The 15,875-nt window shown below is 66.6% G+C and carries 14 protein-coding genes; 4 read left to right on the top strand and 10 right to left on the bottom strand.

The genetic code is table 11. The annotated features are described in order from the left end of the window. Nucleotides 1–63: 63 nt before the first annotated feature. From cyoD to cyoA, 4 genes are all read right to left on the bottom strand, one after another. Nucleotides 64–498, bottom strand: coding sequence for a cytochrome o ubiquinol oxidase subunit IV (gene cyoD, locus L995_RS31090; protein WP_047475370.1), 435 nt, complete (start codon nucleotides 496–498; stop codon nucleotides 64–66). Beyond that, complete coding sequence (gene cyoC, locus L995_RS31095; RefSeq protein ID WP_016447184.1) at nucleotides 499–1,131, bottom strand: cytochrome o ubiquinol oxidase subunit III; 633 nt, start codon at nucleotides 1,129–1,131, stop codon at nucleotides 499–501. After that, nucleotides 1,124–3,130, bottom strand: a complete 2,007-nt coding sequence (cyoB, locus tag L995_RS31100; RefSeq protein WP_016447183.1) for a cytochrome o ubiquinol oxidase subunit I — start codon at nucleotides 3,128–3,130, stop codon at nucleotides 1,124–1,126. The genes cyoC and cyoB overlap by 8 nt, the downstream gene beginning before the upstream one ends. 65 nt (nucleotides 3,131–3,195) lie before the next feature. Further along, a complete protein-coding gene (cyoA, locus tag L995_RS31105; protein ID WP_016447182.1) occupies nucleotides 3,196–4,242 on the bottom strand; it encodes a ubiquinol oxidase subunit II in 1,047 nt (348 codons plus the stop codon). A 297-nt stretch (nucleotides 4,243–4,539) separates the two neighbouring features. Between cyoA and L995_RS31110 the strand changes: the two genes are divergently transcribed. Then, nucleotides 4,540–5,877 (top strand): MFS transporter, encoded by a 1,338-nt coding sequence (locus tag L995_RS31110; protein ID WP_016447181.1) that lies wholly within the window; start codon nucleotides 4,540–4,542, stop codon nucleotides 5,875–5,877. A gap of 141 nt (nucleotides 5,878–6,018) precedes the next feature. On the opposite strand, the gene L995_RS31115 is transcribed toward L995_RS31110, so the two are convergent. After that, a complete protein-coding gene (locus L995_RS31115) occupies nucleotides 6,019–6,318 on the bottom strand; it encodes a hypothetical protein (protein WP_047475372.1) in 300 nt (99 codons plus the stop codon). A gap of 66 nt (nucleotides 6,319–6,384) precedes the next feature. Then, nucleotides 6,385–6,624, bottom strand: a complete 240-nt coding sequence (locus L995_RS31120) for a hypothetical protein (protein ID WP_047475375.1) — start codon at nucleotides 6,622–6,624, stop codon at nucleotides 6,385–6,387. 131 nt (nucleotides 6,625–6,755) lie between these two features. Between L995_RS31120 and alaS the strand changes: the two genes are divergently transcribed. The 3 genes from alaS to L995_RS31135 all read left to right on the top strand — a co-directional run bounded on the left by alaS (nucleotide 6,756) and on the right by L995_RS31135 (nucleotide 11,814). Continuing rightward, on the top strand, nucleotides 6,756–9,380 hold the full coding sequence (alaS, locus tag L995_RS31125) for an alanine--tRNA ligase (protein WP_016451657.1): 2,625 nt from the start codon (nucleotides 6,756–6,758) through the stop codon (nucleotides 9,378–9,380). A 91-nt stretch (nucleotides 9,381–9,471) separates the two neighbouring features. Then, nucleotides 9,472–10,554, top strand: a complete 1,083-nt coding sequence (locus L995_RS31130) for an ABC transporter substrate-binding protein (protein WP_047475378.1) — start codon at nucleotides 9,472–9,474, stop codon at nucleotides 10,552–10,554. 9 nt (nucleotides 10,555–10,563) lie between these two features. Further along, on the top strand, nucleotides 10,564–11,814 hold the full coding sequence (locus L995_RS31135) for a GGDEF domain-containing protein (RefSeq protein ID WP_047475379.1): 1,251 nt from the start codon (nucleotides 10,564–10,566) through the stop codon (nucleotides 11,812–11,814). Nucleotides 11,815–11,850: 36 nt separating this feature from the next. Here the strand turns inward: L995_RS31135 and L995_RS31140 are convergent, their stop codons facing one another. The 4 genes from L995_RS31140 to L995_RS31155 form a co-directional block, all read right to left on the bottom strand. Further along, the gene (locus L995_RS31140) at nucleotides 11,851–12,873 is read right to left on the bottom strand and encodes a GGDEF domain-containing protein (RefSeq protein WP_016447176.1); all 1,023 of its coding nucleotides are present in this window, start codon (nucleotides 12,871–12,873) and stop codon (nucleotides 11,851–11,853) included. Nucleotides 12,874–12,907: 34 nt separating this feature from the next. Beyond that, complete coding sequence (gene trmB, locus L995_RS31145; protein ID WP_197065211.1) at nucleotides 12,908–13,663, bottom strand: tRNA (guanosine(46)-N7)-methyltransferase TrmB; 756 nt, start codon at nucleotides 13,661–13,663, stop codon at nucleotides 12,908–12,910. 64 nt (nucleotides 13,664–13,727) lie between these two features. Beyond that, nucleotides 13,728–14,666, bottom strand: coding sequence for a tRNA glutamyl-Q(34) synthetase GluQRS (gene gluQRS, locus L995_RS31150; RefSeq protein ID WP_047475381.1), 939 nt, complete (start codon nucleotides 14,664–14,666; stop codon nucleotides 13,728–13,730). Between the two features lie 66 nt (nucleotides 14,667–14,732). After that, a complete protein-coding gene (locus L995_RS31155; RefSeq protein ID WP_016447173.1) occupies nucleotides 14,733–15,860 on the bottom strand; it encodes an NAD(P)/FAD-dependent oxidoreductase in 1,128 nt (375 codons plus the stop codon). Nucleotides 15,861–15,875 lie beyond the last annotated feature (15 nt).

Consider the following 15,875-nt stretch of genomic DNA (forward strand, 5'->3'; position numbering starts at 1 on the left):
CGAGTGGGCCGCGCCGGCGCCATGCGCCTGCGCGGCTGGAGGGCCCGGAGTTTCCGGATGCGGTCAAGGCGTGACCACGGCCGGTGCCGTCTGCGCCGCAGAATCGGTCGGCATGGTGTGCTGGGGCATCATGTTGGTGTTCATGTGGAACATGACCCACAGCGTGCCTGCGATGCCGATGGCCACGAAGACCACGGTGAAGATGGTGGACAGCAGGGTCCAGCCGCCTTCGATCTTGCCGTTCATGTGCAGGAAGAAGACCATGTGGACCAGGATCTGCACCACGGCGAAGCCGCCGAGCACCATCACGGCCGTCGAGCGGTCCGAGATGATGTTGCCCATCACCAGCCAGAACGGGATGGCCGTCAGGATGATCGAGAGCACGAAGCCCCACATGTAGCCCGAGAACGTGCTGTGCGGGCCGGCATCGTGGTGGTGGTCGTCATGGCCGTGATGGTCGTGGTGACCGTGGCCGGCGTGGATGTCGTGTGCAGCCATTTACAGCACCCCCATCAGATAAACAAAAGTGAAGACGCCGATCCAGACCACGTCCAAGAAGTGCCAGAACATCGACAGGCACATCAGGCGGCGGTTGTTCTCGTGCGTCAGGCCGTGCTTGTTGATCTGGATCATCAGCGTGACCAGCCAGATCAGGCCGAAGGTCACGTGCAGGCCGTGGGTGCCCACCAGCGTGAAGAACGAGGACAGGAAGGCGCTGCGCTGAGGGCCAGCGCCCTCGTGCAGCAGGTGGGAGAACTCATAGAGTTCCAGGCCCAGGAAGCACAGGCCGAACAGGCCGGTGATGGCCAGCCACATCTGCGTGCCGCCCAGCTTGCCCTGCTGCTTTTGCAGCATGGCGAAGCCGAAGGTGATGGACGACAGCAGCAGGAAGGCCGTGTTCATCGCCACCAGGGGCAGGTCGAACAGCTGGGCGCCCGTGGGGCCTGCAGCGTAGTTGCGGCCCAGCACGCCATAGGTGGCGAACAGCGCTGCAAAGATCAGGCAGTCGCTCATCAGGTAGAGCCAGAAGCCCAGAGCGGTGCCGTTTTCGGGATGGGGCTCCTCGGCGAGGTGGTACTCACGCGGGGCCAGGGCGGCAGCGCCGCCTGCGGTGTAACGGATATCAGACATGACGTGCCAGCTGTTGTGTGCGCAGTTCTTCCGTGGCCGCGACTTCCGCGGCGGGGATGTAGTAGTCGCGCTTGTAGTTGAACGTGTGGATGATCGACGCCAGCACGGTGGCGGCGAAGGACACGATGGCCAGGGGCCACATGTGCCAGATCATCGCGAAGCCGAAGACCGTGGACAGCGCAGCGATCACGACACCGGCGCCGGTGTTGGCGGGCATGTGCACGGGCTTGAAGCCGGTCAGCGGACGCTGGTAGCCGTGCTTCTTCATATCCCACCAGGCATCGATCTCATGCACCACGGGCGTGAAGGCGAAGTTGTACTGGGGCGGGGGCGAGGATGTGGCCCACTCCAGCGTGCGGCCTTCCCATGGATCGCCGGTTTCGTCACGCAGCTGGTCGCGCTTGAAGTAGCTGACCACGAGCTGCATCAGGAAGCTGCCGATGCCCAGGGCCACCAGGCCTGCGCCGCAGGCGGCGATGATGAACCAGATCTGCAGCGAGGGGTCCTCGAAGTGGTTGGCGCGGCGCGTCACACCCATCAGGCCCAGCACGTACAGCGGCGTGAAGGCCACCCAGAAGCCGACCAGCCAGAACCAGAACGAGCACTTGCCCCAGAACTCATCGAGCTTGTAGCCGAAGGCCTTGGGGAACCAGAAGTTGATGCCGGCGAACACGCCGAACACCACGCCGCCGATGATCACGTTGTGGAAGTGGGCGATCAGGAACAGGCTGTTGTGCAGCACGAAGTCGGCCGGGGGAACGGCCAGCAGCACGCCGGTCATGCCGCCGATGGCGAAGGTGCACATGAAGCCCACGGTCCACAGCATCGGCACGGTGAAGCGGATGCGGCCGCGGTACATGGTGAACAGCCAGTTGAATATCTTGGCACCCGTCGGGATCGAAATGATCATCGTCGTGATGCCGAAGAACGTGTTCACGCTGGCGCCCGAGCCCATGGTGAAGAAGTGGTGCAGCCACACCAGGTAGGACAGGATGGTGATACACACCGTCGCGTACACCATGGAGGTGTAGCCGAACAGGCGCTTGCGGCTGAAGGTCGAGACGATCTCGGAGAAGATGCCGAAGCACGGCAGGATCAGGATGTAGACCTCGGGGTGGCCCCAGATCCAGATCAGGTTCACGTACAGCATGGGGTTGCCGCCCAGGTCGTTCGTGAAGAAGTTCGTGCCGACGTAGCGGTCCAGCGACATCAGCACCAGGGCTGCGGTCAGGATGGGGAACGAGGCCACGATCAGCGCGTTGGTGCACAGGGCAGTCCAGGTGAAGACGGGCATCTTCATCAGGTTCATGCCGGGTGCGCGCATCTTGATGATGGTCACGATCAGGTTGATGCCCGACAGCGTGGTGCCGACACCGGCCACCTGCAATCCCCAGATGTAGTAGTCAAGCCCGACCCCCGGGTTCTGCGCCCCCAGGTTGGACAGGGCCAGCCAGCCGGAGGTGGAGAACTCGCCCAGGAACAGCGAGATCATCACCAGCACGGCGCCGCCCGTGGTCATCCAGAAGCTGAAGTTGTTCAGGAATGGGAAGGACACGTCGCGGGCGCCGATCTGCAGCGGCACCAGGTAGTTCATCAGGCCGGTCACGAAGGGCATGGCCACGAAGAAGATCATGATCACGCCGTGGGCCGTGAAGATCTGGTCGTAGTGGTGCGGAGGCAGGTAGCCCAGGTTGTCGCCGAAGGCCATGGCCTGCTGCAGGCGCATCATCAGCGCATCTGCGAAGCCGCGCAGCAGCATGACCAGACCGAGGATCATGTACATGATGCCGATCTTCTTGTGGTCGATGCTGCACAGCCAGTCGCGCCACAGCGGGCCCCACAGGCGGAACTTGGTGAGAAGGCCCAGCACGCCGAGGCCGCCGAGCACCACGGCGATGAAGGTCACCAGCACGATGGGCTCATGCGCCATCGGGATGGAGTCCCAGGTGATGCGTCCCAGCAGCCAGTGGGCCTGTGCCGGGGAGGTATGTTCAGACATATCGAGTCTCTTAGGTCGTTTTGGAACGGGCGGCGGGCTGGCCGTCGTCCGCTTCCGCTATCTGCTTATTGCTGTGCGCTGGCGGCCGAGCCGTCGCGCTGGTCCAGGAAGGCCACGACGCGGTCGGCGTTTTGCACCGTGCACACATCCTGGGGCAGGTTCATGCCCACGGCCTTGAGATAGGCTTCGCCGCCCGCGGCATCGATGGCCATCATGTGGTGCATGCACATCTTGCCTTCCTCGACGCAGCGGTTGAGCACCTTGTCGTACAGGCCTTCGTCCACGGTGGCGAAGCGCTCGACCGGGTTGCGCTCGCTGGGCTTGACCAGATTCAGGTAGGTGTCGCGGTTCAGGGCCTTGCCTTCGGACTTGGCCTTGGCAACCCACTGCTCGAATTCCTCGTCGCTGAGGCCGTGGAACTTGAACGTCATGCCCGAGAAGCCGGCGCCGCTGTAGTGCGATGCCAGGCCGTGGAACACACCGGTCTTGTTGATCACTGCGTTCAGCTCGGTCTGCATGCCGGGCATGGCATAGATCATGCCGGCCAGGTCAGGCACGTAGAAGGCGTTCATCGTCGAGGTGGCGGTCAGCTTGAAGTGGATGGGACGATCCACGGGAGCGGCCAGCTCGTTGACGGTGGCGATGCCCTTTTCAGGGATGAAGAACAGCCACTTCCAGTCCATGGCCACGACCTGCACTTCCAGCGGCTTGACATCGGTGCTCAAGGGCTTGGAGGCCGAGACGCGGTCCAGCGGGCGGTAGGGGTCGAGCTTGTGGGTGCTGATCCAGGTGATGGCGCCCAGCGCGATGATGATCATCAGCGGCACGGACCAGATCACCAGCTCCAGCGTGGTGGAGTGGTGCCATTCGGGGTCGTAGTGGGCCTCGGTGTTCGACTGGCGGTATTTCCAGGCGAACAGCAGCGTGAGGATGATCACCGGGATGATGATGATCAGCATCAGCAAGGTGGCCGTGACCACCAGGTTGCCTTGCTGCGCGGCGATATCGCCGGCCGGGTTGAGCACGACGGCTTTGCTGCAGCCAGTGAGACTGGCTGTCAAAGCGGCCGCGGTGAGCCACGCAGGCCCACGGAGTTCCTTGATTTTTAGCATGCTAGGGGCGCAACAAGAGCGCGTTTACATAGAAACGCGGATTACAAGATCCGGGCAAATGTATTACGAAGTATAAATTTGTCCATTGGACATTTTGTCCAACGTCAAGGAGAAGCCGGGAACTTTCTGCTACCTGGCGGGGCAGGCAGCGGGGTCCCGGCGATCCGGAGGCCGCATTTTTCGGCCGCGCGCAGCAGGAAAAACACCAAGTCCGGTCGAGGTGAAACCGCCTTGCGCCAGATCAAGCGAGGGCGTAGAACGGAGCTGTCAGTGAGACGAGACAAGGAGCATCCATCTATGAGCGGCCTCGACACAACTGCAAGCTTCCCCAACGGAAGCTACGAAAGCAAGGAATCTCTGTCCCGCGCCGACACCCACGAAGATGTCACGCCCAACGAGATCGCCGTCGGCGTGATTCTGGGGCGATCCTCGGAGTACTTCGACTTCTTCGTGTTCGGCATCGCTTGCGTGCTGGTCTTCCCGGCACTGCTGTTCCCCTATCTTTCCAAGCTTGACGGCACGTTGATGTCGTTCGGCATCTTCGCGCTGGCCTTCGTGGCGCGGCCGTTGGGCACGGCGCTGTCCATGGCCGTGCAGCGGCGCTGGGGCCGGGCGACCAAGCTGACGCTGGCGCTCTTCCTGCTGGGCGTGTGTACGGTGGGCATGGCCTTCCTGCCCAGCTACCAGCAGGCGGGCGTGAACGCCATCATCGTGCTGGCGCTGCTGCGCATCGGCCAGGGCATTGCACTGGGCGGCTCCTGGGACGGACTGCCGTCGCTGCTGGCCATGTCGGCGCCCCAGAACCGGCGGGGCTGGTATTCGATGATCGGGCAGTTGGGTGCGCCGCTGGGCTTTGTGCTGGCGGCAGGCCTGTTTGCCTTCATCTATGCCCATGTGGATGCCGACGAGTTCCTCAGCTGGGGCTGGCGCTATCCCTTCTGCGTGGCCTTTGCCATCAACGTGGTGGCACTGTTTGCCCGGTTGCGCCTGGTGGTGGGCCAGTCCTACACCGAGCTGCTGGCGCAGCGCGAGCTGGAGCCCATGGGCGTGGTGCCGCTGATGCGCGACGAGGGCCGCAACGTGGTCATCGGCGCCTTTGCAGCCCTTGCCAGCTTTGCGCTCTTCCATCTGGTGACCATCTTCCCGCTGTCCTGGATCTCGCTGTATTCGGACCAGTCGGTGAACCATGTGCTGGGCGTGCAGATCGTTGGCGCCTTCTGTGCGGCCGGCGCCATCATGGTTTCGGGCTGGCTGGCCGACCGGGTGGGGCGGCGCAACACGCTGGGCACCATGGCCTGCCTGATCGGCATCTTCAGCTTTGTGGCTCCCTGGCTGCTGGGCAGCGGCACCACGGGCAACAACGTGTTCATCATCGTCGGCTTCATCCTGCTGGGCCTGTCCTACGGGCAGGCGGCAGGCACGGTGACGGCCAACTTCCCCTCGCGCTATCGCTATACGGGCGCGGCCCTGTCCTCGGACATGGCCTGGCTGGTCGGCGCGGCCTTTGCCCCGCTGGTGGCGCTGGGCGTGTCCTCGCGCTTCGGCCTGGTGGCGCTGGGCATCTATCTGCTGTCGGGCGCGCTGTGCACGCTGGCGGCGCTGGGCATCAACCGGGCCATCGAGACGCGCGACTGAACGGGCCCTTGCAAGCCAAAGGCCGGCTCTGCCGGCCTTTTTTGTCGCCGGGCCGCCCCAAGGCAAAAAGCTGGCCCCCTGGGGGGCAGCGGACCTTGCGAAGCAGGGGAGCGTGGGGGCATTTTCCGTTGCGGCTCCGCCTCAGGGGTTTTCACCGTAGCGCTGCTTGAAGTCGAATTCGAGCCTGTCGCAGTCCTGCACCGATTCAAACTGCCGCGTCTTGCGCTCGGCCTCAGGCCTGGCGGTTTCCTTGCGGCAGATCTTGATGGTTTCGCGCTCCACCCAGCGCGCCTCGCCTTCGGGCGTGGACAGCAACTGGCCAGCCAGCATGAGCACAGCGAAGAAGGCCACGGGCAGGCCGATGAGCCAGGGCACGATGCGGCTTTTGCCTGGTTGGGCCGGTTTGGCGGAATGAGGCTCGGGTGTCTGTGGTTGCGCCATGGTGTGCTTGCTGTGGTTCCGGCTGGCGATTATCCAGGGCGCCCATCGCGCGCAGTCTGAGCGGGATCAGGGAACGGCGAGATCGCCTGTGCTAGCCATCTCCCCCATCTCCTGCACCAGCCATTTCTCCAGCGCAAGAATGTCGGCCCTGCGGCCCGGATGGGGCGCCACCCACAGCTGTAGGCGCCGCGGACCGGCCAGTCGCGCGCCGCTGTTGCGCACGCATGTCAGCGATCCGGCCAGCGCGGCGGGCTGGAGATCGTGCTCAAGGGCGGGCAGATGGGAGGAGAGGCCTTCTTTGGCCACGTGCGTGATGGAGGCTAGGCAGGGCTCGCTGCCGCGACGATGGGGCAAACCTATAATGCGCGTTGGTCCCGACGGGACACCCTCCCGCCAGGGACAGCGCCCCGCGTGCGCGCTCCGAACTCCTAGACACCATGAGCACACCCACTTTCACCGTTGCCGACATTCGCAAGAGCTTTCTGGACTTTTTCGCATCCAAGGGCCACACCATCGTGGAGTCGAGCCCCCTGGTGCCCGGCAACGACCCGACGCTGATGTTCACCAACTCGGGCATGGTCCAGTTCAAGGACGTGTTCCTGGGTACCGACAAGCGCCCCTACACGCGTGCCACCTCGGTGCAGACCTGCCTGCGCGCAGGCGGCAAGCACAACGACCTGGAAAACGTGGGCTACACCGCCCGCCACCACACCTTCTTCGAGATGCTGGGCAACTGGTCCTTTGGCGACTACTTCAAGCGCGAGTCGCTCAAGTGGGCCTGGGAACTGCTGACCGAGGTCTACAAGCTGCCCAAGGAGCGCCTGCTGGCCACGGTCTACGCCGAGGACGACGAGGCCTACGACATCTGGACCAAGGAAATCGGCCTGCCGCCCGAGCGCGTGATCCGCATCGGCGACAACAAGGGCGGCCGCTACAAGAGCGACAACTTCTGGATGATGGCCGACACCGGCCCCTGCGGCCCCTGCTCGGAAATCTTCTACGACCACGGCGCGCACGTGGCCGGCGGCCCTCCGGGCAGCCCTGACGAAGACGGCGACCGCTTCATCGAGATCTGGAACAACGTGTTCATGCAGTTCGACATGGACGAGCAGGGCAACGTCAAGCCGCTGCCCGCCCCCTGCGTGGATACCGGCATGGGCCTGGAGCGCCTGGCCGCCATCCTGCAGCATGTGCACAGCAACTACGAGATCGACCTGTTCCAGGCACTGATCAAGGCGGCTGCGCGCGAGACGCACATTGCCGACCTCGAGACCCCGTCGCTCAAGGTCATTGCCGACCACATCCGCGCCACCTCCTTCCTGGTGGCCGACGGCGTGATCCCGTCCAACGAAGGCCGCGGCTACGTGCAGCGCCGCATCGTGCGCCGCGCCATCCGCCACGGCTACAAGCTGGGCCAGAAGACTCCGTTCTTCCACAAGCTGGTCAAGGACCTCGTGGCCGTGATGGGCGACGCCTATCCCAAGATCCGCGAGCAGGAAGCGCGCATCACCGAAGTGCTCAAGGTCGAGGAAGAACGCTTCTTCGAGACCCTGGCCAACGGCATGGAAATCCTGGATGCGGCGCTGGCCGGTGGCGCCAAGGTGCTGCCCGGCGACGTGGCCTTCAAGCTGCACGACACCTATGGCTTCCCGCTGGACCTGACCAACGACGTCTGCCGCGAGCGCGGCCTGGGCGTGGACGAGGCAGGCTTTCAGGCCGCCATGGAAGAACAGAAGAACAAGGCCCGCGCGGCTGGCAAGTTCAAGATGGACCGCGCCCTCGAGTACACGGGCCAGGCCAATGCTTTCACCGGCTACCAGAAGCTGGCCGAGGCCGCCAGGGTGGTGGCACTGTATGCCGAAGGCAGCGCCGTGCAGGAACTCAAGGCCGGCCAGAGCGGCGTGGTCGTGCTCGACACCACACCCTTCTACGCCGAGTCCGGTGGCCAGGTGGGCGACCAGGGCGTGATCAGCACCGCAGGCGCGCGCTTCGCGGTCGAGGACACGCTCAAGATCAAGGCCGATGTGTTCGGCCACCATGGCGTGCTGGAGTCCGGCAGCCTGAAGGTGGGCGATGCCGTGCAGGCCGAGGTGGACACGCAGCTGCGTGCCGCCACCATGCGCAACCACTCGGTCACGCACATCATGCACAAGGCCCTGCGCGAAGTGCTGGGCGACCACGTGCAGCAAAAGGGCTCGCTGGTCAACGCCGAGCGCACGCGCTTCGACTTTGCCCACAACCAGGCCGTGACCGCTGCCGAGATCCGCGAGATCGAGCGCCGCGTGAACGCCGAGATCCTGGCCAACACGCCCACCGACGCGCGGGTGATGGACATCGAATCGGCCAAGGCCACGGGCGCCATGATGCTGTTCGGCGAGAAGTACGGCGACTCCGTGCGCGTGCTGGACATCGGCACCAGCCGCGAGCTGTGCGGCGGCACCCACGTGCAGCGCACGGGCGACATCGGCCTGTTCAAGGTGGTGGGCGAAGGCGGCGTGGCCGCTGGCGTGCGCCGCATCGAGGCGGTGACCGGCGAGAACGCGCTGGCCTACCTGCAATCGCTGGAATCCACGGTGGACCAGGCGGCCGCTGCGCTGAAGGCGCCGACGGCCGAGCTGAACACCCGCATCGGCGGCGCGCTGGAGCAGATCCGTGCGCTGGAGAAGGAAGTGGCTGCGCTCAAGGGCAAGCTCGCTTCCAGCCAGGGCGACGAACTGGCCGGTCAGGCCGTCGACGTCAAGGGCATCAAGGTGCTGGCCGCCAGGCTGGAAGGCGCCGATGCCAAGACCCTGCGCGAGACCATGGACAAGCTCAAGGACAAGCTGGGCGCCGCCGCCATCGTGCTGGCGGCGGTCGATGGCGACAAGGTGCAGCTGGCTGCCGGCGTGACCAAGGCCGAGACCTCGCGCATCAAGGCTGGCGAGCTGGTGAACTTCGTGGCCAGCCAGGTCGGCGGCAAGGGCGGCGGCAAGCCCGACATGGCCATGGCCGGTGGCACGGATGCAGCGGGCCTGCCGGCCGCGCTGGCCGCCGTGCAGGCCTGGGTGGCAGAGCGCGCCTGATCCAGCTGCGCGGCAGATGATTGCTGCTGCTCCCGCTTCGGGACGCCCCGGTGGATTCCTCCACCGGGGCGTCTTGCCGTGGGCGCTGCGCATGGCGTGGGTGATGGGCGTGGTGGCGCAATCGGCCGCTGCCGCCGCGCAAAGCGTGGTCTTCATCAACCCCGGCCGGTCCGACGAGCGCTACTGGACCACGGTCAGCGAGGCCATGCAGGACGCGGCCAGCAGCCTGGGCATGCAGCTGCAGGTGCGCTATGCGCAGCGCGACCACCTGCGCCCCATCGAGATCGCGCGGCAGATCGCGGCCCTGCCCAAGGCGCAGCGGCCCCGCTACGTGATGTTCACCAACGACTACAGCGTGGCGCCCGAAATCCTGCGCACGCTGGAGGCGGCAGGCATAGACAGCTTCATGGCCTTCAGTGGCGTGCCCGAGACATTGCGTGGCCAGACCGGCGTGGCGCGAGAGCGCTATCGCCACTGGCTGGGCAGCCTGGAGCCGGGCGCCGAAGAGGCCGGCTACCTCACGGCCAAGGCCTTGTTCGCCGCCGCGCGGGCGTCGGGCCACGCGCGTGCGGCCGATGGCCGGCTGCACATGGTGGCCATTGCCGGCGACCGCTCCACGCCCTCGTCGGTGGAGCGCAATGCCGGCATGCGCCGCGCAGCGGCCGAGGCCGGCGACGTGGTGCTGCAGCAGGAAGTCTTTGGCGAATGGCGCCGCGAACGCGCCGAGCAGCAGGCGGCCGTGCTGTTCCAGCGCTATCCCGAAGTGCGCCTGGTGTGGGCCGGCAACGACGAGATGGCCTTTGGCGCCATGCAGGCCTGGCGCGCGCGCGGGGGAGCGCCCGGGCACGATGCCTTCTTCAGTGCCATCAATTCATCGGCCGCCGCCATGACGGCGCTGCGCACGGGCGAGCTGAGCGCGTTGGCGGGCGGCCATTTCCTCACGGGTGCCTGGGCCCTGGTCATGCTGTACGACCATGCGCACGGCAGCGATTTCGCCACCGAAGGGCTGGAGCAGGTGCGGCCCATGTTCGCCTTGCTGGACAAGTCCCAGATCGACCGCTACGAGCACAGGATCAGCGCGCCCCTGGCTCCGCTGGACTTTCGCAGCTACAGCAAGCACCTCAATCCCCGGCTGCGGCGCTACGGATTCGAGTTGAAGCACCTGCTGCGCTGAGCGCCTTCCATGCCCCGCTTCCGTTCGATCGCCTCCTTGCTGATTGTGCGCATCATGCTGCTGGCCGTGGCCTGCATGCTGGTGTTCGGCGGTGCCCACGCCTGGTGGGAGTACCGCAAGGGGCAGCAGGAGTTTCGCCGTTCCATGGAGACGGTGGTGACCAACAGCATGATCTCGCTGTCGGCAGCGCTGTGGGATATAGAGCCTGCCCTGGTGCACGAGCAGGTGCAGTGGCTGGGCCGGCTGCCCCTGGTCGGCCATGTGCAGCTGCGCGTCACCTCCACGGGCGAGATGTACGAGGCCGGCGAGCCCAGGGATGGCCAGGCTCCCGCCGTGTCCATGGCCATTGCGGCGCCCAGGCACAGCCAGTCCAGCCTGCCGCTGGGTGAGTTGCAGGTCTGGGAAAACCGGGGCCACTACCTGGAGGTGCTGCGCGACTCCACGCTGCGCGTGCTGCTGGGCTATGCGCTGTTCACGGCCCTGGTCTGCCTGATGGTGGCCTGGGTGATGCGCCGCGAACTTCGCCAGCCGCTGCAGCAGATTGCAGGCTTTGCGGCCAGCCTCAAGCCCAACGAGCTGTCGCGGCCTCTGGTGCTGGAGCGGACCCGGCGCGGCCAGCACGACGAGATCGATCTGGTGGTGCAGGGCTTTGCCCAGCTGCAGCATGACCTGCGCGGCCACATCGAGCATCTGGACCTGCTGGTGGCCCAGCGCACCGGGCAACTGCAGGAGCTGGTGGAAGAGGTCAAGCGCATGTCGCTGACCGACGCGCTGACGGGCTGCCTCAACCGGCGCGCCATGGACGAGCGCCTGGCGACCGAGGTCGTCCAGAGCCGGGACCGGGGCGCGGCGCTGAGCGTGATGTTCGTGGACGTGGACCACTTCAAGCGGGTGAACGACAGGCACGGCCATGCCGCTGGCGACGCCGCGCTGCGCGAGGTGGCGCTGCGCTGCCAGCGTGCGCTGGAGCTGGATTCGTCGGCGCACTGGATGGCGCGCTACGGCGGGGAGGAGTTCCTGATCGTGATCCCTGGTGTCGCTGCGGCTCGGGCCGGGGCACTGGCCGGTCAACTGCGCGAGACCGTGCGCACCATGCCCGTGCATGTCCACGGGCTGGATCTGATGCTGACGGCCAGCTTTGGCGTGGCCCAATTGCGTGGCGGCGAGGGCGTGCAGCAACTGCTGCAGCGTGCCGATGCCATGCTCTACGAGGCTAAGCACGCCGGGCGCGACTGCGTGCGCGTGGCCGACCCGGCCTGACCGACCCGGCCTGACCGGCCTGGCCTCAGGTCGGGCTCAGAACAGTTCGATGTCGTTGCTGTTCACCTGGGGTGCCAGCAATCCCTGGGTGATCAGGTCGCCGTAGTACCAGGTCTGGTTGCGGCCATGTTCCTTGGCGTGGTAGAGCGCCTGGTCGGCATGCCCCAGAACCTCCACGGGCGCGCCCGTGCCCATGGCGGCAAATCCCGCGCTCACGGTGATGCGGCCGACCTGGGGAAACTCGTAGCTCTCCACATCGTGGCGCAGGCGCTCCAGCGCCTTGCGCGCATTGGCCAGGCTGACCGAGCGCAGCAGCACCACGAACTCCTCTCCGCCGAAGCGGAATACGCGGTCCTTGGCATCGAAGCAGCTGCGCAGGATGTTGGCCACCAGGATCAGCACCTCGTCGCCATACAGATGGCCGAAGCGGTCGTTGATGCGCTTGAAATGGTCGATGTCGATGGCGGCCAGCCACTGGCCCGGAACATCTTGCGTGGCCACGCCAGGCATGGCTGCCGGCGGCTCCTGCAGAGACAGGCGCAGGAACTGCTCGTCGAAGGTCTTGCGGTTGAGCAGGCCGGTCAGCGCGTCGCGCTCGCTGTAGTCCAGCAGGCTCTGGTAGTTGTGATAGACGCCGAAGATGCCCTGGATCACATCCAGCCGGCTGGGCGAGAAGGCCGTGGACTGGGCAATCTCCAGGCAGTGGTAGGCCGTCTCCTGGCGCCACAGCGGCAGCCACAGCACATGGCGGCCATCGGGCTGCACGGCCGAGGCGACCAGGGCGCGCTGCTGCAGGGCCTGCTGCAGCGAGGGCATGGAGGACAGCTCCACGCTCTGCGGGTCGTACAGGGCCTCGGCATCGGTGGACATGACCTCATCGCCCTGGCTCCAGGTGCGCGCACGCACGCAGTGCCTGCCGTCAGGCATGGCGAACAGCTCCAGCGCCCTCACCTGCACCACGCCGTTGAGCTTGAACAAGGTGGACAGCACCGAGATTTCCAATCGCAGATGGTCCCGGTGGGCCGTCATCTCGACCAGATTCTGTAGCAATGGCTGCATGCGAGGCCTTGTCTTGGAGGAGGGCGCGACCGGCTCAGCGGCGCTCAAACACCAGATCCCATACGCCGTGGCCCAGGCGGATCCCGCGGTTCTCGAACTTGGTCAGCGGCCGGTAGTCGGGCTTGGCGGCATAGCCTTGTGCCGTGTTGGCCAGCAGGGGCTCGGCGCCCAGCACTTCCAGCATCTGCACTGCGTAGGGTTCCCAGTCGGTGGCGCAGTGGATGTAGCCACCGGGGCGCAGCCGGCGCGCCAGCTTGGCCACCAGAGGCTCCTGGATCAGGCGGCGCTTGTTGTGCTTCTTCTTGTGCCAGGGATCGGGAAAGAAGATGTGCACGCCGTCGAGGCTGGCCTCGGGCAGCATGTTGTCTATGACTTCGACGGCGTCGTGCTGCAGGATGCGGATGTTGGTGATGTCCTGCTCGCCAATGCGCTTGAGCAGGGCGCCCACGCCAGGCTCGTGCACCTCGCAGCAAAGGAAGTTGTCGTCCGGGCGCACGCGCGCAATGTGTGCCGTGGCCTCGCCCATGCCGAAGCCGATCTCCAGGATCAGACGGCCCTGGCGGCCATAGGTGGCTGCTGCGTCCAGCGGCGCGGCCTGGTAGTTGAGCACGAAGCGCGGGCCCAGTTCCTCGAAGGCCTTGGCCTGGCCGGTCGTGGTGCGGCCGGCGCGGCGCACATAGCTCTTGATGGTCTTGGGATGGGCCACGCCCTCGGGCGGCTGGCCGGTACGCGCGGCCGCAGGCGTGGAGGGTGAAGGGCAATCATGCGGCGTGCCGGAGGCAGCGGGCATGGTGTTCGGGATGTCGCCGTCCAGGGACTGCTCGGCGTGGGAGGAAGGAATTGGGTTCACGGGCTCAATTGTATGTATGGCGCCAGCTCCGTACCCAGAACTGCAGCGCTTCGCCCAATGCGGTCTGTGGAGAAGGCTGGGGCAGGCCCAGGTGGGTGGCGGCGGTGCGAAGCGTGGCCAGGGGGACGCTCAGGTCCAGGGCGGGGGCGCCGTGCTGCTTGGAAAGTTTCTCGCCGTCAGGCATGAGCACCAGCGGCGTATGCAGGTACTGCGGGGCGGGCAGGCCCAGGGCGCGCTGCAGCAGCATCTGGCGGGGCGTATTGTCGGCGAGGTCGGCGCCGCGCACCACATGGGTGACGCCCTGCAGGCCGTCATCGACGACCACGGCGAGCTGGTAGGCCCACAGGCCATCGGCCCGGCGCAGCACGAAGTCGCCGACGCTGTGGGTCACGTCCTGTTGCTGGGCGCCCATGCGGCGGTCCTGCCAGCGCAGCACGGGGTGGCGGCCGGCAAAGTGGTCCAGCGCAAAGCGCCAGGCGCGGGGGCTCTTGCCATGCAGGCCGTCGCGGCAGGTGCCGGGGTAGGGGCGCTCCACATGGCGTTCATGGATCCAGCCCAGGCGGTCCCAGGCGGCCTCGATGTCCTTGCGCGTGCAGCCGCAGGGATAGGCCAGGCCGCTGGCCTTGAGCTGCTCCACAGCGGCCTCGTAGAGGGCGCCGCGGCGGGATTGCCAGACCGGCTCCTCGTCGGGCAGCAGGCTGCAGGCGGCGAGCTGGCCCAGGATGGCCATGTCGGCACCGGGCTGGCAGCGCGGGGGATCTATGTCCTCGATGCGCACCAGCCAGCGCCCGCCGTGGGCCCGGGCATCCAGCCAGCTGGCCAGCGCTGCCACCAGGGAGCCTGCGTGCAGCAGGCCCGTGGGCGAGGGCGCAAAGCGGCCCACATAGGGGGAGGCCGCGGTGGCAATGCCGGGATCGGGGGACTGAGGGACGGCGCAAATCATCGGGGCCGGATGTTAAAGCCTCGCGCCGCCCCTTGCCATGACCTGGGAGCCGGACACTGCCCCGGCTCAGTCCGCAACCATGGCCAGCGCCATCTCCAGCCCCGAGACAAAGGCATCCTCGACACGGCGGCCAATGCACCAGTCGCCGCACAGGCCCAGGCCGGCGTCCTTGTTGCGCAAATGGCTGCTGCCCAGCGGCGACAGGGTCTGGGCATGGGGCCAGAGATAGACGCTGGCATGGCGGGGGGGGATGCGGATGCGCGTGATCTCGCCAAAGGCCTTCTGCATCTTGGCCAGCACGCGGGGCGCGTCGTCGGAGCGGTGCTCCTGGGACCATTGGGGGCTGGCCAGCACGGTCCATCGCTCGCTCTGGGAGCGTCCCGGCTTGGACGATTCGCGCGCCACCCAGACTGCACGCTCATGGGTGGTACGGGCTGCATTCCACTGTGGGCCCAGGGTGGACAGGCCGGCCTCGGTGGCCATGGGATAGGACAGCGTCAGCGCCCAGCACGGTGCCATCTCCACGGCCGCCATGCCCTGCACCAGCGACAGGGCCAGGGGCGTGGTCTGCAGCAGCTGGCGCGCCTGGGGCGCGGGCAGGGCGAGTATCACTTCATCGAATCCCGTGCGGATCTGCGTGGTCGGCTCGGTCGTCTCCACATGCAGGCTCCAGCCGCGCGAGCCGGGCTGGCGTTCGAGCTTGGTCACGCGCTGGCCCAGATGCAGGCGGTCGGCGTCCCACAGCGGCGCGGCCCAGGCCATGGGCAGGGCCTGCATGTCGGGCGTGGCCACCCAATGGGCCTCGGTGGGTGCGGGTGCGGCGCTGGACTGGCGACCCTGCGCATCCAGCACGCGCAGCGTGCTCACGCTCCAGGGGCGGCACAGGCCGGGCACGGTCTGCAGGGCCAGCTCGAAGCGCTTGTCGCGCACGGTGAAATACTGCGCGCCGATGTCGAAGGCGCCATGCGCGGCGTTGACGGAGCGCATGCGCCCGCCCACCTGGGGCAGCCGTTCGTAGACATGGACATCGTGGCCGGCCTGCATCAGCGTGCGGGCGCAGGCCAGGCCCGCCATGCCGGCACCGATCACGGCGATGCGGCGCGCGCCGGCCTTGGGGCGCGCCTTGGAGGCTTCGGGGGGCTTGGTGGCCTTTTTCTTGACCGTGGACTTGGAGGCGGCGCGGGAAGCGTTCATGGAGCAGACACGCGG

Source organism: Delftia sp. ZNC0008 (genome assembly GCF_000799035.1).
In the GTDB taxonomy this organism is placed as follows: domain Bacteria; phylum Pseudomonadota; class Gammaproteobacteria; order Burkholderiales; family Burkholderiaceae_C; genus Comamonas; species Comamonas tsuruhatensis.